The 19,443-nt window shown below is 62.3% G+C and carries 18 protein-coding genes and 1 pseudogene; 16 read left to right on the top strand and 3 right to left on the bottom strand.

Annotation, left to right across the window (positions count from 1 at the left end; all coding sequences use genetic code 11):
* The first annotated feature begins 32 nt into the window (after positions 1-32).
* From frr to ABC383_RS06475, 13 genes are all read left to right on the top strand, one after another.
* Positions 33-593 (top strand): ribosome recycling factor, encoded by a 561-nt coding sequence (gene frr, locus ABC383_RS06535; RefSeq protein ID WP_194712078.1) that lies wholly within the window; start codon positions 33-35, stop codon positions 591-593.
* A 60-nt stretch (positions 594-653) separates the two neighbouring features.
* Complete coding sequence (gene uppS / locus ABC383_RS06530) at positions 654-1,412, top strand: polyprenyl diphosphate synthase (protein WP_413012552.1); 759 nt, start codon at positions 654-656, stop codon at positions 1,410-1,412.
* Positions 1,412-2,230: a phosphatidate cytidylyltransferase gene (locus tag ABC383_RS06525; RefSeq protein ID WP_413012551.1), complete on the top strand. Its 819-nt coding sequence runs from the start codon at positions 1,412-1,414 to the stop codon at positions 2,228-2,230. The genes uppS and ABC383_RS06525 overlap by 1 nt, the downstream gene beginning before the upstream one ends.
* A gap of 32 nt (positions 2,231-2,262) precedes the next feature.
* Complete coding sequence (gene ispC, locus ABC383_RS06520) at positions 2,263-3,432, top strand: 1-deoxy-D-xylulose-5-phosphate reductoisomerase (RefSeq protein ID WP_413012550.1); 1,170 nt, start codon at positions 2,263-2,265, stop codon at positions 3,430-3,432.
* Positions 3,432-4,799, top strand: coding sequence for an RIP metalloprotease RseP (gene rseP, locus ABC383_RS06515; RefSeq protein WP_413016259.1), 1,368 nt, complete (start codon positions 3,432-3,434; stop codon positions 4,797-4,799). Before ispC ends, rseP begins: the two co-directional genes overlap by 1 nt.
* A gap of 60 nt (positions 4,800-4,859) precedes the next feature.
* Positions 4,860-7,190 carry an outer membrane protein assembly factor BamA gene (bamA, locus tag ABC383_RS06510; protein ID WP_413012549.1) on the top strand — a complete coding sequence of 777 codons (2,331 nt, stop codon included), beginning with the start codon at positions 4,860-4,862 and terminating at the stop codon, positions 7,188-7,190.
* 113 nt (positions 7,191-7,303) lie between these two features.
* Positions 7,304-7,753, top strand: coding sequence for an OmpH/Skp family outer membrane protein (locus ABC383_RS06505; protein ID WP_413016258.1), 450 nt, complete (start codon positions 7,304-7,306; stop codon positions 7,751-7,753).
* Between the two features lie 13 nt (positions 7,754-7,766).
* The gene (gene lpxD / locus ABC383_RS06500) at positions 7,767-8,828 is read left to right on the top strand and encodes a UDP-3-O-(3-hydroxymyristoyl)glucosamine N-acyltransferase (RefSeq protein ID WP_413012548.1); all 1,062 of its coding nucleotides are present in this window, start codon (positions 7,767-7,769) and stop codon (positions 8,826-8,828) included.
* 11 nt (positions 8,829-8,839) lie between these two features.
* Positions 8,840-9,310, top strand: a complete 471-nt coding sequence (gene fabZ / locus ABC383_RS06495; RefSeq protein ID WP_217346812.1) for a 3-hydroxyacyl-ACP dehydratase FabZ — start codon at positions 8,840-8,842, stop codon at positions 9,308-9,310.
* Complete coding sequence (lpxA, locus tag ABC383_RS06490) at positions 9,310-10,101, top strand: acyl-ACP--UDP-N-acetylglucosamine O-acyltransferase (RefSeq protein ID WP_413012547.1); 792 nt, start codon at positions 9,310-9,312, stop codon at positions 10,099-10,101. The genes fabZ and lpxA overlap by 1 nt, the downstream gene beginning before the upstream one ends.
* Positions 10,085-11,254 (top strand): lipid-A-disaccharide synthase, encoded by a 1,170-nt coding sequence (lpxB, locus tag ABC383_RS06485; RefSeq protein ID WP_413012546.1) that lies wholly within the window; start codon positions 10,085-10,087, stop codon positions 11,252-11,254. The genes lpxA and lpxB overlap by 17 nt, the downstream gene beginning before the upstream one ends.
* On the top strand, positions 11,251-11,871 hold the full coding sequence (rnhB, locus tag ABC383_RS06480) for a ribonuclease HII (protein WP_413012545.1): 621 nt from the start codon (positions 11,251-11,253) through the stop codon (positions 11,869-11,871). Before lpxB ends, rnhB begins: the two co-directional genes overlap by 4 nt.
* Positions 11,868-12,656 (top strand): TrmH family RNA methyltransferase, encoded by a 789-nt coding sequence (locus tag ABC383_RS06475; RefSeq protein WP_413012544.1) that lies wholly within the window; start codon positions 11,868-11,870, stop codon positions 12,654-12,656. Before rnhB ends, ABC383_RS06475 begins: the two co-directional genes overlap by 4 nt.
* 36 nt (positions 12,657-12,692) lie before the next feature.
* On the opposite strand, the gene ABC383_RS06470 is transcribed toward ABC383_RS06475, so the two are convergent.
* The 3 genes from ABC383_RS06470 to ppsR all read right to left on the bottom strand — a co-directional run bounded on the left by ABC383_RS06470 (position 12,693) and on the right by ppsR (position 15,637).
* A complete protein-coding gene (locus ABC383_RS06470) occupies positions 12,693-14,261 on the bottom strand; it encodes a serine hydrolase (protein ID WP_413012543.1) in 1,569 nt (522 codons plus the stop codon).
* 78 nt (positions 14,262-14,339) lie between these two features.
* A complete protein-coding gene (locus ABC383_RS06465) occupies positions 14,340-14,693 on the bottom strand; it encodes a hypothetical protein (RefSeq protein ID WP_413012542.1) in 354 nt (117 codons plus the stop codon).
* A gap of 95 nt (positions 14,694-14,788) precedes the next feature.
* Positions 14,789-15,637 carry a posphoenolpyruvate synthetase regulatory kinase/phosphorylase PpsR gene (ppsR, locus tag ABC383_RS06460; protein WP_413012541.1) on the bottom strand — a complete coding sequence of 283 codons (849 nt, stop codon included), beginning with the start codon at positions 15,635-15,637 and terminating at the stop codon, positions 14,789-14,791.
* Between the two features lie 164 nt (positions 15,638-15,801).
* Between ppsR and ppsA the strand changes: the two genes are divergently transcribed.
* The 3 genes and pseudogenes from ppsA to ABC383_RS06445 form a co-directional block, all read left to right on the top strand.
* On the top strand, positions 15,802-18,231 hold the full coding sequence (gene ppsA / locus ABC383_RS06455; RefSeq protein ID WP_194712091.1) for a phosphoenolpyruvate synthase: 2,430 nt from the start codon (positions 15,802-15,804) through the stop codon (positions 18,229-18,231).
* A gap of 170 nt (positions 18,232-18,401) precedes the next feature.
* Positions 18,402-18,821, top strand: coding sequence for an NfeD family protein (locus ABC383_RS06450; protein WP_413012540.1), 420 nt, complete (start codon positions 18,402-18,404; stop codon positions 18,819-18,821).
* A 6-nt stretch (positions 18,822-18,827) separates the two neighbouring features.
* Positions 18,828-19,313: pseudogene (locus ABC383_RS06445) on the top strand (SPFH domain-containing protein); the annotation flags it as partial.
* Positions 19,314-19,443: the final 130 nt, after the last annotated feature.

Genomic DNA, 19,443 nt, shown 5'->3' with positions numbered 1-19,443 from the left:
ACTCCAACATTTGTGAATAACAGGAGAGCAGCATGACTGTCGCCGACGTCAAGAAAAGTACCGAACAGAAGATGAACAAGTCGATCGAGACGCTCAAGGCCGACCTGGCCAAGGTGCGTACCGGCCGCGCCCACGCCGGCATCCTCGATCATGTGAAGGTGGACTACTACGGCAATCCGACCCAGTTGAGCCAGGTTGCCAACATCACCCTGATCGACGCCCGCACCATCGGCGTCCAGCCATGGGAAAAGAAAATGGTGGGCGCCATCGAAAAGGCGATCCGCGAGTCCGACCTGGGCCTGAATCCGGCCACCCAGGGCGACCTGATCCGCGTGCCGACGCCGCCGCTGACGGAAGAGCGCCGCAAGGAAATGGTCAAGCTGGTCAAGACCGAGGCCGAAGACGCGAAGATCGCCGTGCGCAATATCCGCCGTGACGCCAATGAGGGCCTGAAACGGCTGCTCAAGGACAAGGCAATCTCCGAGGATGACGAGCGGCGCGCCCAGGACGACGTGCAGAAACTGACCGATCGCTTCGTTGCGGAAATCGACAAGCTGGTTGCTGAAAAGGAAAAGGAAGTGCTGACGGTTTGACAGGCGGCATAGCCTTGTCATACCGTAGCGGCCCGCCAATCATTAATGAAAAGCAAGCTCATGAAGCAAACCAGTTCGACGCAAGGGGTGCCTGAAGTATCGGCGGTGCCGCGTCACATTGCCATCATCATGGATGGCAATGGCCGTTGGGCCACGCGGCGCTTCCTGCCGCGCGTGGCGGGTCATGCCAAGGGCGTCGAGCGGGTCCGCGATGTGGTGGAAAAATGCGTCGAGCGCGGCGTCGAGTACCTGACCCTGTTTGCGTTCAGCTCCGAGAACTGGCGCCGGCCGGCCGAGGAAGTCTCGGTGCTGATGCGGCTGTTCATGACGGCGCTCGAACGTGAAGTCACCAAGATGCATGTCAACAGCATCCGCCTGAAGGTGGTTGGCGACCTGTCGCGGTTCGATCCCAAGCTGCAGGAAATGATTGCCAGCGCCGAGCGGCGCACCGCCGGGAATACCCGGCTGACCGTGAATATCTGCGCCAACTACGGCGGCCGCTGGGACGTGATGCAGGCGGTCGGCAAGATGGTGGCAGCCAATCCCGGCGCCACCGACTTCAGCGAGGAACAGCTCGCCCCCCATCTGGCGCTGGCCTTCGCGCCGGAGCCTGACCTGTTCATCCGTACCGGCGGCGAACAGCGCATTTCCAATTTCATGCTGTGGCAGCTGGCCTATACCGAGATGTATTTCACCGAGACCTACTGGCCCGACTTTGGCGGCGATGCGCTCGACGAAGCCATCGTCTCCTACCAGCAGCGCGAGCGTCGTTTCGGACGCACCAGCGCCCAACTCATCACGCCGAAGAAAGCTTCCTGATGCTGGCGACCAGAGTCGTTACCGCGGTCGTGCTCCTGGCAGTGCTGCTGGGCGTGGTGTGGTCGGGTTCGACGCTGTTGTTCAATGTCGTCCTGACGCTCTTTTTCGCTGCCGCGATCTGGGAGCGCACCCGCCTGTTTCAATTGCCCATGCCCCTGCTGGCCCCGGCTTTGTGGTCGGTGGCGTTGCTGCTCGTGCTGCTGCGCTATCTCGATGGCGCGGTGTATCCGCTTTGCATGCTGTGCGTGGCGATCTGGGCGATACGCCTTGCGCCGGCGCTGGGCCTGGGCCTGCCGCCGCTCGGCACGCTGCCCAACCGCCTGGTGTCCGTGGTGTACGGCATTGCCATCCTCGGCTGCTTTGCCGCGATTGCCGCCTTCTACCACCGTTCTCCCATCTACCTGCTGTCTGTCATGGCGATCGTATGGGTTGCCGACATCGGCGCCTATTTCGCCGGCAAGGCGTTCGGCAAGCGCAAGCTCGCGCCGACGATCTCGCCCGGCAAGTCGTGGGAAGGCGCCATCGGCGGCTGGCTGGCAGTGCTGCTGCTGGCATCGGCCAGCGTCTTTTCAGGCGCCTTGCAGGATACCTTCGCGGTGCATCTGCAGCGCAGCCTGGGCTGGTTCGGCATGCTGGCGGTGATGACGCTGGTGGCTGCCGCCAGCGTGGTCGGCGACCTGTTCGAATCCATGCTCAAGCGTCGCGCCGGCATGAAGGACAGCAGCAACCTGCTGCCGGGCCACGGCGGCGTGCTGGACCGCATCGATGCACTGGTTCCGGTGCTGCCGCTGGCAATCGTGATCGCCTTCCGTTTATAACGCCACAAGGCTACAAGGCTGGAATCGTTTTAATGCAAAACATCACCATTCTGGGTGCGACCGGATCGATCGGCGTTTCCACGCTCGACGTGATCGCACGCCATCCCGACCGTTACCGGATCTACGCGCTGACTGCGCACAGCAAGGTCGACGAACTGGCCGCGCAATGCGCCCGCTTCCAGCCCGAGGTGGCGGTGGTCGGCAGCGCGGAGGCGGCGTCCGCGCTGTCGGTGCTGCTGAAGCAGGCCGGCGTCGCCACCGGGGTGCTGTGGGGCGAGAAAGCGCTGTGCCAGGTGGCGTCGGCATCCGGCTGCGACACGGTGATGGCCGCCATCGTCGGCGCCGCCGGCCTGGCGCCGTCGCTCGCCGCCGCGCGTGCCGGCAAGAAGGTGCTGCTGGCCAACAAGGAAGCGCTGGTGATGTCGGGCCAGCTGTTCATGAGCGCTGTGGCCGAAAGCGGCGCGACCCTGCTGCCGATCGACAGCGAACACAATGCGATCTTCCAGTGCCTGCCCGGCGACTTCTCGCGGCAGCCCGAGCGCCACGGCATTTCCCGAATACTGCTGACCGCCTCCGGCGGCCCCTTTCTGAACCGCGCGGTCGAGACGCTGGACACGGTGACGCCGGAGGAAGCGGTGGCGCATCCGAACTGGGTCATGGGGCGCAAGATTTCCGTCGATTCCGCCACCATGATGAACAAGGGGCTGGAAGTCATCGAGGCCGCCTGGCTGTTCGGCGCCTCGGCCGGCCAGATCGAAGTGCTGATCCATCCGCAGAGCGTGATCCATTCCATGGTGTCCTACATCGACGGTTCGGTGCTGGCGCAACTCGGCAATCCCGACATGCGTACGCCGATTGCGCATGCGCTGGCCTATCCCGAACGTATCGCCTCCGGCGTCGCGCCGCTCGACCTGACCGCCATGGCCCAGCTGCGTTTCGAGCGCCCGGACCTGCGCCGCTTTCCCTGTCTGAAACTGGCGTATGATGCGCTGCAGGCCGGAGGCTCCGCGCCGGCATTGCTCAATGCCGCCAACGAGATCGCCGTCGAAGCCTTTCTCAACCGCCAGATTGGATTTCGCATGATAGACCAGCTGATAGACCGGGTGATGAATACCATTCCCCACGAGCCTGTGGCCGATATCGGCGCACTGCTGGAACAGGACGGAAGGGCGCGCGCGCTGGCGCGGGAGTGCCTGCAATGATCACGCTGCTGCAGACGCTGGTGGCGTTCGTGGTGGTGCTGGGCATCCTGGTGGTGGTGCACGAGCTCGGCCACTACTGGGTTGCCAAATGGTGCGGGGTCAAGGTTCTGCGTTTTTCGGTCGGCATGGGCAAGATCGTCTGGTCCCGCAAGTTCGGGCCCGACCAGACCGAATGGGCATTGTCGGCGCTGCCGCTCGGCGGCTACGTGAAGATGCTGGATGCGCGCGAACAGGACATGTCGCTGGTCAGCGCAGCCGACCGCAAGCGGGAATACACCGTACAGTCGGTCTGGAAGCGCATCGCCATCGTTGCCGCCGGACCGCTGTCGAACTTCCTTCTGGCCATCCTGCTGTTTGGCGCGCTTTATATGTACGGCATTCCCGAGCCGGCGCCGCGCCTGCGGGCCGTGCCGCAGCAGAGCGCCGCCTACGACGCAGGCCTGCGCGGCGGCGAACTAGTGAAATCGGTCAATGGCGAACCTATCCATATCTGGTCCGACCTGCGCTGGACGCTGCTGCGCGCGGCGGTGGACAAGGCGCCGGCCCGGCTGGAGGTCGAGCGGCCCGATCCTGCCGGCGCGAACGGTGTCGTTGCCGCCAGCGTCACGCTGCCAACCAACATGCTCGATGCATCCGAACTCGAAACCGACTTTATGCCGCGGCTCGGCCTCGACCTCGCGCGGCCGCCGGCGGTGCTGGGCAAGCTCGTCGTCGATGGCCCCGCGGCCCGCGCCGGACTGCGTACCGGCGACACGGTGAAAGCGATCAATGGCCAGCCGGTAGCCGACGGCGGCGTATTCGTCGAGACGGTGCAGAAGTCGGCTGGCCAGGCGCTGATGCTGTCCATACTGCGCGACGGCAGGCCCATGGAAATCAGCGTGGTGCCGCAGGTCGTGGAAAGCGGCGGCAAGCGCATTGGCCGCATACAGGCCGAAGTGGCAATGGCGCCGGAAATGGTCAATGTCCGGTCCGGTCCCTTGCAGGCGATCGCGCGCGGCGCCCAGAAGACCTGGGATACCAGCGTGATGACCATCCGCATGCTGGGCCGCATGATCGTCGGCGAAGTCTCGCTGAAGAACATCACCGGGCCGATCACCATCGCCGATTACGCGGGGCAGACCGCACGTATCGGCATGGTCAGTTACATCAGCTTTATCGCCTTCATCAGCATCAGCCTGGGCGTGATGAATTTGCTACCGATACCGGTGCTTGATGGCGGCCTTTTGCTGTATTATTCGCTGGAAGTTTTGACCGGGCGCCCCGTGTCCGAGCGTTTCGGTGAGCTGGCACAACGTGCCGGCATCGGCATCCTGATGACCCTGATGATGGTGGCGGTCTTTAACGACATCGTCCGCCTGATCTCCTGAGGCAGAAGCCCGACATATCTCGGGCTCGCCTCACACCAGTCCATTACACAACAACAGCAAATGAAATTACATTCAGAGCGTTTTTTTCTGTCTCTTCGTCCTCGTCGTCTGATTGTCTCCGCCATCATCGCACTCTGTTCCGGCTCCGCGCTGGCAGTCGATCCCTTTACGGTACGAGACATCCGCGTGGAAGGGATACAGCGCACTGAAGCCGGCACCGTCTTCAACTATCTGCCCGTGAAGGTCGGCGATACCTTCACTGACGAGAAGGGCGCGGCATCGATCAAGGCCCTGTACGCCACCGGTTTTTTCAAGGACGTACGGGTCGAAGCGGAAGGCGACGTTCTGGTTGTGACCGTGGAAGAGCGCCCGGCCATCGGCGCGGTTGAATTTACCGGCACCAAGGAATTCGACAAGGACACCCTGACCAAGGCGTTGAAGGAAATCGGACTGGGCGAATCGCGCATCTACGACAAGGCATTGCTGGACCGTGCAGAGCAGGAACTGAAACGGCAATACCTGTCGCGCGGCCTGTACGGCGTGCAGATCACGACCACCGTCACGCCGATCGAGCGCAACCGCGTCAATATCAACTTCGCCGTCGACGAAGGCGACATCTCGCGCATCCGCGAGATCAACATCGTCGGCAACAAGGCTTTCTCCGACAAGGAACTGCGGGACGTGATCAAGCTGACCACGCCCGGATGGTTCACCTGGTACACCAAGAACGACCAGTATTCCAAGCAGAAGCTGACCGGCGACATCGAGACCCTCAAGTCCTTCTATCTCAACCGCGGCTATCTCGAAATGCAGGTGGAATCGACCCAGGTGTCGATCACGCCTGACCGCAAGGACATCTACGTCACCATCAACATCACCGAGGGCGACAAGTTCACGGTATCGGATGTCAAGCTGGAAGGTGAAATGTTTGGCCGCGAGGAAGAGCTCAAGTCGCTGGTGCAGATCAAGTCCGGCGACGTGTTCTCGGGCGCCAAGCTGACCGAGACCACCAAGAAAATCTCCGAGCGCCTGGGCAACTTCGGCTACGCCTTTGCCAACGTCAATGCCAACCCGCAGATCGACCGGGAAAAGAAGCAGGTTGCATTCACCATCCTGGTCGATCCCGGCAAGCGCGTCTATGTCCGGCGCATCAATATCGGCGGCAATACCCGCACGCGCGATGAAGTCATCCGCCGCGAGATGCGCCAACTGGAAAGCTCGTGGTACGACGCCTCGAAGATCAAGCTCTCGCGCGACCGCGTCAATCGCCTGGGTTATTTCACCGAGGTGAACGTGGATACGCCGGAAGTGCCGGGCACGACCGACCAGGTCGACTTGAACATGAACATCGTCGAGAAGCCGACGGGCGCGATTTCGCTGGGCGCCGGTTTCTCCAGCAGCGAGAAGCTGACCCTGACCGGCTCGATCCAGCAGGCCAACGCATTCGGCAGCGGCAATACCATCGGCCTCGATGTCAACACCAGCCGGCGCTATCGCACCATCGCGGTGTCGCAGACCAACCCGTATTTCACCGACGACGGCGTCAGCCGCAGTTATGAAGCATTCGTGCGCACCACGCGGCCACCCATTGTCACGACGAGCAACTACCGCATCAGGACAATTGGCGGCAACGTCCGGTTCGGCGTGCCGTTTTCCGAGGTCGACACGGTGTTCTTCGGCGCCGGCGCCGAGCATACGCAGGTCGACGTGGATGAAACCAGCCCGCTGCTGTACCGCAGGTTTGTCTCTGACTTCGGCAGCGACAACACTGCAAAGGCAACGTCGTTTCCCCTGACCGTCGCATGGCAGCGCGACAACCGCGACAGCGCCCTGATACCGACCACTGGCCGTTACCAGAGGGCCAACCTGGAGCTTTCCATGCTGGGCGACCTGCGTTACTATCGCGCCGTCTATCAGCACCAGTATTTCAAGCCGCTTTCCAGCACCATGACGCTGGCGCTGAACGGTGAAGTCGATTACGGCAACGCACTGAGCAGTCGTCCCTATCCGGTCTTTAAGAATTTCTATGCCGGCGGCATAGGATCGGTTCGCGGCTACGAAAGTTCGTCGCTGTCGGTGAAGGGAAGCGACCGGGCGAATATTACCGGCGGTAATGCGCGTCTCATCATGAATGCCGAACTGCAGTTCCCGTTCCCGGGCACAGGCGCGGATCGCACGCTGCGCTGGTTCACCTTCTTCGACGCCGGCCAGGTCTTCAACACTACCGCCGACGAGAAGGTCAACGTGTCCAATCTGCGCTATTCGGCAGGTGTGGGCATCAGCTGGGTCTCGCCGATCGGTCCGTTGAAATTGAGCTTCGGCAAGGCGCTCAATGCCAAGGACGCCGACCTGACGCAGCCCTTCCAGTTCCAGTTGGGAACCGGTTTCTGATATGTTGCGGCGATAACAGATTTTTTGAATTGCGGAGAAGATCCTTGAAGTTTTCCATCCAACAGTCTCTGGTCGCACGCTGTGCGGCCGTGTTTGCCGCTTCCGTCGTATGCATGGGCGCAGTCCAGGCACAGGAAGTGAAAGTCGGTTTCGTCAGCACCGAGCGTATTTTCCGCGAGGCAGCGCCGGCAAAATCGGCCAACGCCAAGATCGAGCAGGAGTTCTCCAAGCGCGACAAGGACCTGCAGGACATGGGCGCGCGCCTGAAGTCCATGGCCGACAAGCTCGACAAGGATGCGCCGGTTCTGTCGGAATCTGACCGCGTCCGGCGCCAGCGGGAATTGAGCGATCTGGACAAGGACTTCCAGCGTCGTCAGCGCGAGTTCCGCGAAGACTTGAACCAGCGCCGCAATGAAGAACTGGCAACGGTGCTGGAACGCACCAATCGCGTGATCAAGCAGATCGCCGAGGCGGAAAAATACGACATCGTGTTCCAGGAAGCCGTCTATATCAGCCCACGCATCGACATCACCGACAAAGTGCTCAAGGCGCTGAACAAGTAAGCGGTGCGATACGATGGCGATACCCCTGCGGCAACTGGTTGAACAGGTAGGCGGACAGCTGCAGGGCGATCCGGACACGCTGGTCTCCGGCATTGCGCCGCTCGACGCGGCCGGCGCTTCCCATGTCAGCTTTCTGTCCAATCCCAAGTTGCGGACCCAGGCCGCGGCCAGCGCCGCCGCCGCGCTGATACTGACGGAAGCCGATAGCGAACGCATCGGCAGCCAGTATGCCGGCGCCCGCATCCTGACCGAGCGGCCCTATGCCTACTTCGCGCGCGCAGCCCAGCTGTTTGCAGCGCTGGCGGCGCCGCCGGTTCAGCCCGGCATTCATCCCAGCGCGGCAATCGACCCAAGTGCGAAGGTGGCGGCAAGCGCCTGCATCGGTCCGCATGTCACCGTCGAGGCGGGGGCCGTGATCGGCGAGGGCTGCACCATCGACAGCGGCTGCGTGATCGGCCGCGACACCGTGGTCGGCGCCGACACCCATTTCCACCCCCGTGTGTGTTTTCTAGCCGGATGCATCATCGGCGAGCGCGGCATTGTGCATGCCGGCGCCGTGATCGGCGCGGATGGCTTCGGGTTCGCCAATGAGGGCGGCGCCTGGATCAAGATCCCGCAGACCGGCAGGGTCGTGATCGGCAATGATGTCGAGATCGGCGCCAATACCACCGTCGACCGCGGCGCGCTGGCCGATACCGTGATCGAGGATGGCGTCAAGCTGGACAACCAGATACAGATCGGGCACAACTGCCATATCGGCGCCCACACCGCGATGGCCGGCTGCGTTGGCGTAGCCGGCAGCGCGACGATAGGAAAGTACTGCACCTTTGGCGGCGCGGCCATGATACTGGGACATCTGACGATCGCCGACAATGTCCATATCTCTTCAGGAAGCCTGGTCAGCCGCTCCATCGCCGAAGCAGGCCAGTACACCGGGTTTTATCCTCTTGCCACCAATGCGGAATGGGAGAGGTCGGCCGCCATCGTGCGCAATCTCTCCGGCATGCGCAGCAGGATGCGGGAGCTGGAAAAAACGGTAGCGATGCTGACCAGTCAAAACAAGAACGAGCAATGAAAGAAACCACTATGAACACGCTGGATATCAACCAGATCAAGGAATATCTGCCACACCGTTACCCCTTGCTGCTGGTCGACCGGGTTCTGGATTACGAAGTTGGCAAGTCGATTACCGCAATCAAGAACGTCACCATCAACGAGGAATTCTTCAACGGGCATTTCCCGCACAAGCCAGTCATGCCCGGCGTGCTGATGATCGAGGCGCTTGCCCAGACGGCTGCGCTGCTGTCCTTCCTCACGATGGGCAAGAAGCCCGACAGCAGCTCGGTGGTGTATTTCGTGGGCATCGACGCGGCGCGCTTCAAGCGTCCGGTCGGCCCTGGCGACCAGTTGCGCATGGAAGTCGAAATCACCCGTTCCTCGCGCGGCATCTACAAGTACAACGCGCGCGGCCTGGTGGACGGCGAGGTTGCGCTGGAAGCGGAACTGATGTGCACAATGCGCAGCAGCACCGACGCCAGCCAGCCAGCGGGACAGTAATGGCCCTGATTCATCCCACCGCCATCATCGATGCGAAGGCTGAACTCGACCCCTCGGTCGAGGTTGGCCCTTACAGCGTGATCGGCCCGCGGGTGCGCATTGGCGCTGGCACCCGCATTGCGTCGCATGTGGTCGTCGAGGGCGATACCACAATAGGGCGCGACAACGTGATCTATCAGTTCTGCTCGCTGGGCGGCGCGCCGCAGGACAAGAAATACCGCGGAGAGCCGACGCGCCTGGAGATCGGCGACCGCAACACGATCCGCGAATACTGCAGCCTGAACCTGGGCACCGTCCAGGACGCCGGCGTCACGCGCCTTGGCAATGACAACTGGATACTGGCCTATGTGCATATTGCACACGACTGCCAGGTCGGCAGCAACACCATCTTTTCCAACAATGCCACGCTGGCCGGACACGTTCACGTCGGCGACTGGGTCATCATGAGCGGTTTCGCCGCGGTGCATCAGTTCTGCAAGATCGGCGACCATGCCTTCGTCGGCATGAATGCCAGCCTGTCGCAGGATGTGCCGCCGTTTATCCTGGCCGCCGGCACGCCGATCGCGCCGCGCGGCCTGAATATCGAAGGCTTGAAGCGACGCGGCTTCGGCGCCGATGAAATCGCCGCGCTGCGCCGCGCCTACAAGCTGATCTACAAGTCCGGCCTCACGCTCGACGAGGCACGCGCTGCGTTGGCCCAGGAGGAATCCGGGCTGGACGGCAATCCCGCAGGACGGCTGCGCAACTTGCGCGCCTTCCTCGACAACGCTTCCCGTGGCATCGTCCGCTGAACTGTCGATCGCGCTGGTAGCCGGCGAAACGTCGGGCGACTTGCTGGCGGCGCGCCTGCTGTCCGGCCTGCGTCCGCAACTGCCGCATGCCCGCCTGCACGGCATCGGCGGCGAGCGCATGGCCGAGCATGGCTTCATCAGCGACTGGCCGATGGAAAAGCTGTCGGTGCGCGGCTTGTTCGAAGTGCTTGCGCACTACCGTGAGATCAAGGGCATCCAGCTTGCGCTGCGCGACCAGCTGCTGCGCGAGCGGCCGGCTGCCTTCATCGGCGTGGATGCGCCGGATTTCAACCTCGGGCTGGAAGCCGAGCTGAAACAGGCAGGCATACCCACCATGCATTTCATCGGTCCATCGATCTGGGCCTGGCGAGGCGGCCGCATCAAGAAGATTGCGCGCGCCGTGTCGCACATGCTGGTGATCTTCCCGTTCGAGGAAGAAATCTATCGCGAGGCCGGCATCCCGGCCACCTACGTCGGGCATCCGCTGGCGGAAGTGATTCCCATGCAGCCCGACACCGGCGCGGCACGCGCTGCGCTGGGCCTGCAAGGCAGCGCGCCCGTAGTGGCGATCCTGCCCGGCAGCCGCATGTCCGAGCTCAAGTACAACAGCGCTGCCTTCCTGTCGGCAGCAAAACTGCTGGCCGCACGCGACCGGTCGATCCGCTTCATCGCGCCGATGGCAGGCCAGGCGCAGCGGGAGTACTTCGAAAGCCTGCTGGCCGGCGCGGGGCTGGGGGACCTGCCGCTGCAGGTACTGGATGGCCAGTCGCATGCGGCGCTGGCGGCCGCCGACGCGGTCCTGGTGGCCTCGGGCACGGCGACGCTGGAAGTGGCGCTCTACAAGAAGCCGATGGTGATTGCCTATAAAATGATGGCCGCTTCCTGGCAGGTGATGCGGCACATGGGCTACCAACCCTGGATTGGCTTGCCCAACATCCTGGCGCGCGAATTCCTGGTGCCGGAATTGCTGCAGCATGCGGCTACGCCGGAAGCAATCGCCGATGCCCTGTGGAAGCAGCTGACTGACGGCAATGCGCGGCAGGCGCTGGTGCAGCGCTTTACCGACATGCACCACACGCTGCTGCGCGACACCGCCCGCCTGAGCGCGGATGCGGTGCTTGAAATGATAGCCAACCATCGAGGACGCCCTTGAAAAAGACACCCCGCGAGCGCACCTTGCCGCTGTTTGATCATGCCAATGAAATCGTCTGCGGCGTCGACGAGGCGGGCCGTGGGCCTCTAGCCGGCCCGGTGTTTGCCGCAGCCGTGATTCTCGATCCGGCGCGCCCGATTCCCGGCCTGCGCGATTCGAAGAAACTGACCGCCGCGCGCCGCGAGGAACTGGCGGTGCTGATCCGGCGCGACGCGCTGGCCTGGTCGGTCGCCCAATGCTGTGAAGACGAGATCGACACGCTTAACATCCTGCACGCCACCATGCTGGCGATGCGGCGCGCAATCGAAGGGCTGCATCGGCAGCCGACGCTGGCGCTGATCGACGGCAATCGCTGTCCGCCGGCGGCAGTGCGCTGTGAAGCCATCGTCGGCGGCGACGACCTGGTGGAGGCGATTTCCGCCGCCTCCATCCTGGCCAAGACCGGACGCGATGCCGCGCTGGTGGCCTTGCACCAGACCTATCCCCAATATGGCTTCGACCAGCACAAGGGGTATCCGACCGCGCTGCACCTGGAACGGCTGCAACTGCACGGCGTGTCGCCCGCGCACCGGCGTTCCTATGCCCCGGTGCGGGCGATGCTGGACCCGCAGCCATGAGCATCAAGTTCATCAGTTCGCGCGACAACCCGCTGTACAAGGAGTTGAAGCAACTGGCGACCAGTTCACAGGCGCGCCGCCGCGCCCGTCGCACGCTGCTCGACGGCGTGCACCTGTGCGGCGCCTTCCTGGCGCAGCGTGGCCTGCCGGCCTTGTGCGTGGTTGGGGAAAGCGCCCAGTCGAACCCGGAAGTCGCGGCGCTGCTGGCGCGCTGCGGCGACGCACAGTGCGTGGTTCTGCCGGACGCGCTCTACCACGCGCTGAGCCAGGTGGAAAACGGCATCGACCTGCTGTTCGTAATCGATACGCCGCAGGCATCGCCGGCGAATGCGCTCACCGGCGATGCGGTATTGCTGGACAACCTGCAGGATCCCGGCAACCTGGGCTCCATCCTGCGCAGCGCTGCCGCGGCCGGCATCAAGGCCGTGTACTGCAGCGCCGGCACTGCCTTCGCCTGGTCGCCGAAAGTCCTGCGGGCCGGCATGGGTGCGCATTTTGGGCTGGAAATCCATGAGCAGGTCGATCTGGCTGCGCTGATCGGTTCCAGCGCCATCCCGGTGCTGGCGACCAGTTCCCATGCCGATGCAAGGATCTACGACGTCGACCTGCGGCAGAGCGTGGCATGGCTGTTCGGCCATGAAGGGCAGGGCGTGTCGGAACCGCTGATCGCCCTGGCCAGCCGGCAGGTGAGCATCCCGCATCTGGGCGAGATGGAGTCGCTGAATGTCGCCGCCAGCGCTGCGATCTGTCTGTTCGAGCAGGTCAGGCAGAAAACCGCGACATGACGCACGCCGCCGCACCGGTATTCTCGTGGCAGGTGCCTATGACTGCGGCAATGGGACGCGAAGGAAGTCGCCTTCCCGGTTCTGGTCGAGATACTCGACCCGCAGGCGCTCCGCCTTGCCTGAATTTGCCACGCCGAAACTGACTTTCGCGATCCTGACCGCATTCTCGCCGTACGGCTCGTACAGAAAGTCATCTGCGTTCCAATGGCGCAGCGAATACGCTGCCTTGTCAGGGCCGATCGTCAGCGTCAGCGCATTCCCGTTCTGCACGACAGAGGCATTGCCATAGTAGTCGTTGCGATAGTCGCCGGCATAAGCTTGCAGATCCTTGACAGGTTCCGCTTCAGGCAATGGCTGGACATAATCGCCCGGGCCGCGCAATCCGGCCTGGAGCTTGGCGGTGAATCCTTCCCTGTACAGGGTCATCCAGTCCCGGCTGAGCGTGCCGTCGAGCGCCCACTCCATGAAGGTTCTCGCAATGCCCTCTGCCACCCCCACCGGCCAGGCGTTGGTGAGCACGACAATGCCCAGGCGCTGCTCGACGCATACTGTCACGTTGGTGGCTGCGCCAAGCATGAAACCACCGGAGTGGCCATTAAACACGCGTCCGTTGGCGTCAATATCGACAGTCCAGCCAAGACCGTAATACGAGTTCTTGCCTACCGGTGACAGGGCCGCTGGAAGCGTTTCGATCTGCGGCTGACGCGTTTGCGCCAGCTCGGTGGCGGCGACGTGGCGAACGCCGTCGAGCTGGCCATCGTTGAGAATGATCCGCAACCAGCGTGCCATGTCAGCGATGCTGGCGCTTGCGCCTCCGGCAGGCGACTGTGCATCGGCATTACGTTCGTACTTCGCAACGTAGGTTGTGCCGTCTTCGGCCACATGCAGCCTGGCTCGATTGCCTGAGGCGACGAAGTCCTGGTAGCGGAAGCTGGTTGAAGTCATCCCGGCCGGCCGGAACAGACGTTGTGCGGCCAAGTCCTCCCAGGATTGCCCGGCTGCCCGTGCTGCTGCCACCGCCGCCTGGGTTATCCCGAAATTGGTGTAGGCAAACCCGGCGCGCAGTGGCTTGTCGAGCGGCAAATACCTGAGTCGGTAAAGAATGGCGTCGCGATCGTAACCGATGTCTTCCAGCAGATCCCCGGCGTGCTCGGACAGGCCGGAGCGGTGACAGAACATGTCACGCAAGGTGACTTGCCGGGTCGCTGCTGCATCGGCCAGTGCGAAGCCCGGCACATGCTTGGTAATCAAGTCATCCCAGCCAATCACGCCATCCCCGACCAGGCCAGCCAGCACTGTCGCAGCCATGGGCTTGGAAACCGATGCCAGTTGAAAAATAGTGTCGGTGTCGACTGTAGAGCGACGGCCCGCCTCGCGCACGCCGTAGCCTTTGAGATGGACGACGCGGTCATTGTGCACAACCGCAATCGCCATGCCTGGTATGCCTGACTTATTCAGGGTCTCCGATGCGAACTGGTCTAACGCAAGAAGTGCGGAATGTAGCTGGTCTGGTGCGTGGGAAGTGCAGGCAGGGCAGACAGAGGCTACGAGTAACGACGGAATAGCTTGCAGGATGCGCCTGCGGCGCCGGAAAAAATGGTCCATGGATCCCTGATCACGACGATCAAAAAAAGGAACGTTCGTGTGAGAGCAGACCCTGAGGGTTCCATAGGAAGTGTTGCGTCAGCCGGCAATTGCGGCGTTGGTATCCTTACTAAGGGTGTACACCAGCCCGGGAGGCAGGCAGCGCTGGTTGGCTGCAAGGCGAATGTCCTTGTCAGCAGCCACGTAGTCGAATTCGTAATTCTGGCCATCGATAATGGCGAACCGATAAATCGTGGTATCGCCGAGCCGGCCAATCGGATCGTACAGGCGGTCGATATGGACCGTGTCCTCGCTGCGCGCGCCGCGCCCGGCCGCTTTTTGCGCCGCTGTCCTTTCCAGTTCGGACTCGATCTTGCCCAGTGAGTCTTTCATTACCCAGAGAAAACAGATCAGCCCGGCCCACAGCACCAGTTCCAGAAGCACAATGTCCATATGTCCTCCAGACGTCGATTCCATGCTAGCAAAGACCAGCGCCGGAGGCCTTGCGCAGCCGCGTGTCTGCTGCAAACGGGACGCGGATCGTGCTGTCAATAGGAACGCTTGTCGAGGCGAATCTCCTGCAGGATCATGGTGGCGATTTCCTCGATGGATTTGACAGTGGAAGACATCCAGCGTATCCCTTCGCGGCGCATCATATTTTCCGCTTCGTTGATCTCGTACCGGCAGTTTTCCAGCGCCGCGTACTTGCTGCCTGGCCGGCGCTCGTTGCGGACCTCGGCCAGCCGTTCCGGGGCAATCGACAGGCCAAAGATCTTGGACTTGAACTGCACCAGGTTGCCAGGCAGCCTGCCGCGCTCGAAATCTTCCGGAATCAGCGGGTAGTTGGCTGCCTTGATGCCGTACTGCATCGCCAGGTACAGGCTGGTCGGGGTCTTCCCGGAGCGCGACACGCCAACGAGGATTACGTCGGCCATCGCCAGGTTCTTGTCAGACTGGCCATCGTCATGCGCCAGCGAGAAGTTGATCGCCTCGATCCGGTTCTTGTATTCGTCCGAATCCGCAATGTTATGGCTGCGACCGATTGTGTGGCTGGACTTGATGCCCAGTTCCTGTTCCAGCGGTTCGACGAAGGTATGGATCAGGTCCATGTGCATACCGCTGGAACGCCGTACCACGGCCGACAGGTCGGCCTTGACCAGGGTCGAGAACACGATGGGCCGCTTGCCGTCGGCGGCGCAGCATTCGTTGATGCGGCGCACCGCGTCGTACGCTTTTTCCAGCGTATCGATGAACGGCAGCCGGATCTGGCGAAAGCGCAGCTCGAACTGCGTCAACACCGAGTGTCCGAAGGTCTCGGCCGTGATGCCGGTGCCGTCGGAGACGAAAAACACCGTGCGTTCGGCTGCTGGCAGGTGGGGAGAGACGATATCGCGCATGGGAGAGTTTGATGGAAAGAGTGAATTGTCGAGAGTGCAAGCCAAAAATCCGGCCGCGCCTGTAAAATGCCGCAAATGAAAACCGCGCAGACCCGCAGAAGAATACCAAAAACCCCCGGGTGCGACGGCGCACGTCCCGATTTCCCATCAAACCAGAGGTTGTTATGTCCAATGCAGCAAACCAGGGGGGCTCCCCGGAGGCCACCTACGTAGCATCGTTTGAAGAACTCAGGATGACCGACGTCGAGTCGGTCGGCGGCAAGAATGCATCGCTGGGCGAGATGATCAGTCAGCTCGCCGGCGCCGGCGTTCGCGTGCCGACGGGTTTTGCCACCACCGCGCAGGCCTTCCGCGACTTTCTGTCCCATAGCGAAGTCGGCGGTGTTTCTCTCGCGCAACGCATTGAGGATCGCCTGGCCGGCCTGAACATCGACGACGTGCGCTCGCTCGCCGCCGCCGGCGCCGAGATTCGCCAGTGGATCATCGACACTCCCTTCCAGCCGCGTCTGCAGCAGGAAATTACCCAGTTCTACGAGCGCCTGGTCGCCGATTCCACCGCGGAAATGTCCTTTGCCGTCCGCTCTTCGGCAACCGCCGAGGATCTGCCGGATGCGTCCTTCGCCGGTCAGCAGGAAACCTTCCTGAACGTGGTCGGCATCGACAACGTGCTGGAAGCAATGAAGCACGTGTTCGCTTCGCTGTATAACGACCGCGCCATCTCCTACCGCGTCCACAAGGGCTTTACCCACGCCGAAGTGGCCCTGTCGGCCGGCGTGCAGCGTATGGTCCGCTCCGATGTCGGCGCCGCCGGCGTGATGTTTACGATGGACACCGAATCCGGCTTCCGCGACGTGGTCTTCATCACCTCCAGCTACGGCCTGGGCGAGACGGTGGTCCAGGGCGCCGTGAATCCGGACGAGTTCTATGTCCACAAGCCGATGCTGGCGCAGGGCAAGCTGCCCATCATCCGCCGCAACATCGGTTCCAAGATGATCAAGATGGAATTCACCGGCGAAGCCAAGGCTGGCCGCTCGGTGCGCACGGTGGATGTGCCGATCGAGATGCGCAATCGCTATTCGCTCAACGACGAGGAAATCGTCGAGCTGGCCAAGTATGCGGTGATCATCGAGAAGCATTATGGCCGCCCGATGGATATCGAATGGGGCAAGGATGGCCGCGACGGCAAGCTCTACATCCTGCAGGCGCGTCCGGAAACCGTAAAGTCGCAACAGAAATCGACCGATGCCCAGCAGCGCTACAAGTTGAAGGGCAGCAGCGTGGTGCTGACCTCTGGCCGCGCAATCGGCCAGAAGATCGGCGCCGGCCCGGTCCGCGTGATCCGCGATCCGTCTGAAATGGAGCGGGTGCAGCCGGGCGACGTGCTGGTGGCCGACATGACCGATCCCAACTGGGAGCCGGTGATGAAGCGCGCCTCGGCCATCGTCACCAACCGTGGCGGCCGCACCTGCCACGCCGCTATTATTGCCCGTGAACTGGGCGTGCCGGCGGTGGTTGGCTGCGGTGACGCAACCGACGTGCTGATCGACGGCAACCTGGTCACCGTGTCCTGCGCCGAAGGCGATGAAGGACGGATCTATGACGGCCTGCTGGAAACCGAAGTCACCGAGGTGATGCGCGGCGAACTGCCGGAACTGCCAGTCAAGATCAGCCTGAACGTCGGCAATCCGCAGCTGGCATTCGACTTCCAGTCGGTGCCGAATGCCGGCGTCGGCCTGGCGCGCCTGGAATTCATCATCAACAACAATATCGGCGTCCATCCGAAGGCCATTCTGGAATACCCGAACATCGACGCTTCGCTGAAGAAGGCGGTGGAGTCGGTGGCGCGCGGCCATGCATCGCCCAAGGCGTTCTACGTCGACAAGCTGGCCGAAGGCGTGGCCACGATTGCGGCGGCATTCTGGCCCAAGCCGGTGATCGTTCGCCTGTCCGACTTCAAATCGAATGAATACAAGAAGCTGATCGGCGGCTCGCGCTACGAGCCGGACGAGGAAAATCCGATGTTGGGTTTCCGCGGCGCGGCCCGTTACCTGGCCGAGGATTTCGCCGAGTCGTTCGAGATGGAATGCGCGGCGATGAAGCGGGTGCGCGAGGACATGGGCCTGACCAACGTCGAGATCATGGTGCCCTTCGTGCGCACCCTCGGCCAGGCGCAGAAGGTCATCGACCTGCTGGGCAAGAATGGCCTGCGTCGCGGCGAGAACGGCCTGCGCCTGATCATGATGTGCGAAGTGCCTTCCAATGCCATCCTGGCCGATGAGTTCCTGGAATATTTCGACGGCTTCTCGATCGGCTCCAACGACCTGACCCAGCTGACCCTGGGCCTGGACCGCGATTCCGGCATGGCGCTGCTGGCGGCGGACTTCGACGAGCGCGATCCGGCGGTGATGGCGATGCTGTCGCGTGCGATCGGCGCCTGCCGCAAGCAGGGCAAATACGTGGGCATCTGCGGCCAGGGCCCGTCCGACCATCCGGACTTCGCCGAGTGGCTGATGAAGGAAGGCATTACCTCCATCTCGCTCAACCCGGACTCGGTTGTCGATACCTGGCAGAACCTGGCCAAGCGCCTCGGTTAAGTGGTGAATTAGGCACAGTCTGCCGGAAAAGAGTTGCTGACGAAAAACCCATCCGCTAGACTTGCCTTCATTCCAGCCGGATAACAACCAACAACAAAGTTTCTTGCTGTTTTCTCATGCCCCTGCAACCATACGGTTCCAGGGGTTTCTTATTTCCCACTGGAGAAAATATGACGGCTTGGATGGTATGGCTGGCCTTGGCCGGCATGCTGGTCATTCTGGAAATGTTTTTCGGGACATTTTATTTGCTGATGATTGCGCTCGGCATGGCGGCCGGCGCGTTGGCCGCCTTGCTCGGCCTGTCGGCGGAAGTGCAGATCCTTCTGGCGGCCCTGGTCGGCGCCGCGGGTGCGCTGGCATTGCGCCGGCGCCGTCCGCGAAAGACCGATGCGGCGCGCGACCCCAACATCAATCTCGACATCGGCCAGAGCCTGCATGTCAGCCACTGGCACGAAGGAACCGCAAGGGCCATGTACCGCGGCGCCCTGTGGGATGTGGAACTGGCCCATGGCGCGCACGCGAGGGCAGGGCAGTTCGTCATACGTGAGGTCCGCGGCAGCCGTCTCATCGTCAGCAATCAACCGGAGTAAGCACCTATGGAAATCACGTTTGGCTCTTTGACCCTGGTCTTTTTCATCCTCGCCGTCGTGTTCGTGATCAAGACCATCAAGGTCGTGCCGCAGCAGCATGCCTGGGTGGTGGAGCGCCTGGGCAAGTATCACGCGATACTCGGGCCTGGCCTGAATATCGTGATTCCCTTCATCGACCGGGTGGCCTACAAGCACATCCTGAAGGAGATCCCGCTGGATGTGCCGCCACAGGTTTGCATCACGCGCGACAACACCCAGCTGCAGGTGGACGGCATCCTGTATTTCCAGGTGACCGACCCAATGCGCGCGTCCTACGGCTCGTCGAACTATGTCGCCGCGATCACCCAGCTGGCGCAGACCACGCTGCGTTCCGTGATCGGCCGCATGGAACTGGACAAGACTTTCGAGGAGCGCGAGCACATCAATACCGCCATCGTCAATGCGATCGACGAGTCGGCGGCGAACTGGGGCGTGAAGGTATTGCGCTACGATTATGGCTGGAAGGCGAAAATGGCCTCAATCGTTTTGGGTAAAACAGCATACGACAGTTTCTTTCCTGCATGAACTTAACGTCAGCCGGGTTTCGATTTGCAACGCAACAACGACCATGAATGAAAGGTCA

Source organism: Noviherbaspirillum phoenicis, assembly GCF_047237965.1.
In the GTDB taxonomy this organism is placed as follows: Bacteria; Pseudomonadota; Gammaproteobacteria; order Burkholderiales; family Burkholderiaceae_D; genus Noviherbaspirillum_A.
This window is presented reverse-complemented; position numbering and strand designations above follow the sequence as displayed.

What these genes read in the sequence shown, in the direction of transcription:
- frr (WP_194712078.1), top strand. Translation starts at nt 33, where the DNA reads ATGACTGTCGCCGACGTCAAGAAAAGTACCGAACAGAAGATGAACAAG.
- uppS (WP_413012552.1), top strand. Translation starts at nt 654, where the DNA reads ATGAAGCAAACCAGTTCGACGCAAGGGGTGCCTGAAGTATCGGCGGTG.
- ABC383_RS06525 (WP_413012551.1), top strand. Translation starts at nt 1,412, where the DNA reads ATGCTGGCGACCAGAGTCGTTACCGCGGTCGTGCTCCTGGCAGTGCTG.
- ispC (WP_413012550.1), top strand. Translation starts at nt 2,263, where the DNA reads ATGCAAAACATCACCATTCTGGGTGCGACCGGATCGATCGGCGTTTCC.
- bamA (WP_413012549.1), top strand. Translation starts at nt 4,860, where the DNA reads ATGAAATTACATTCAGAGCGTTTTTTTCTGTCTCTTCGTCCTCGTCGT.
- ABC383_RS06505 (WP_413016258.1), top strand. Translation starts at nt 7,304, where the DNA reads ATGGGCGCAGTCCAGGCACAGGAAGTGAAAGTCGGTTTCGTCAGCACC.
- lpxD (WP_413012548.1), top strand. Translation starts at nt 7,767, where the DNA reads ATGGCGATACCCCTGCGGCAACTGGTTGAACAGGTAGGCGGACAGCTG.
- fabZ (WP_217346812.1), top strand. Translation starts at nt 8,840, where the DNA reads ATGAACACGCTGGATATCAACCAGATCAAGGAATATCTGCCACACCGT.
- lpxA (WP_413012547.1), top strand. Translation starts at nt 9,310, where the DNA reads ATGGCCCTGATTCATCCCACCGCCATCATCGATGCGAAGGCTGAACTC.
- ABC383_RS06475 (WP_413012544.1), top strand. Translation starts at nt 11,868, where the DNA reads ATGAGCATCAAGTTCATCAGTTCGCGCGACAACCCGCTGTACAAGGAG.
- ABC383_RS06470 (WP_413012543.1), bottom strand. Translation starts at nt 14,261, where the DNA reads ATGGACCATTTTTTCCGGCGCCGCAGGCGCATCCTGCAAGCTATTCCG.
- ABC383_RS06465 (WP_413012542.1), bottom strand. Translation starts at nt 14,693, where the DNA reads ATGGACATTGTGCTTCTGGAACTGGTGCTGTGGGCCGGGCTGATCTGT.
- ppsR (WP_413012541.1), bottom strand. Translation starts at nt 15,637, where the DNA reads ATGCGCGATATCGTCTCTCCCCACCTGCCAGCAGCCGAACGCACGGTG.
- ppsA (WP_194712091.1), top strand. Translation starts at nt 15,802, where the DNA reads ATGTCCAATGCAGCAAACCAGGGGGGCTCCCCGGAGGCCACCTACGTA.
- ABC383_RS06450 (WP_413012540.1), top strand. Translation starts at nt 18,402, where the DNA reads ATGACGGCTTGGATGGTATGGCTGGCCTTGGCCGGCATGCTGGTCATT.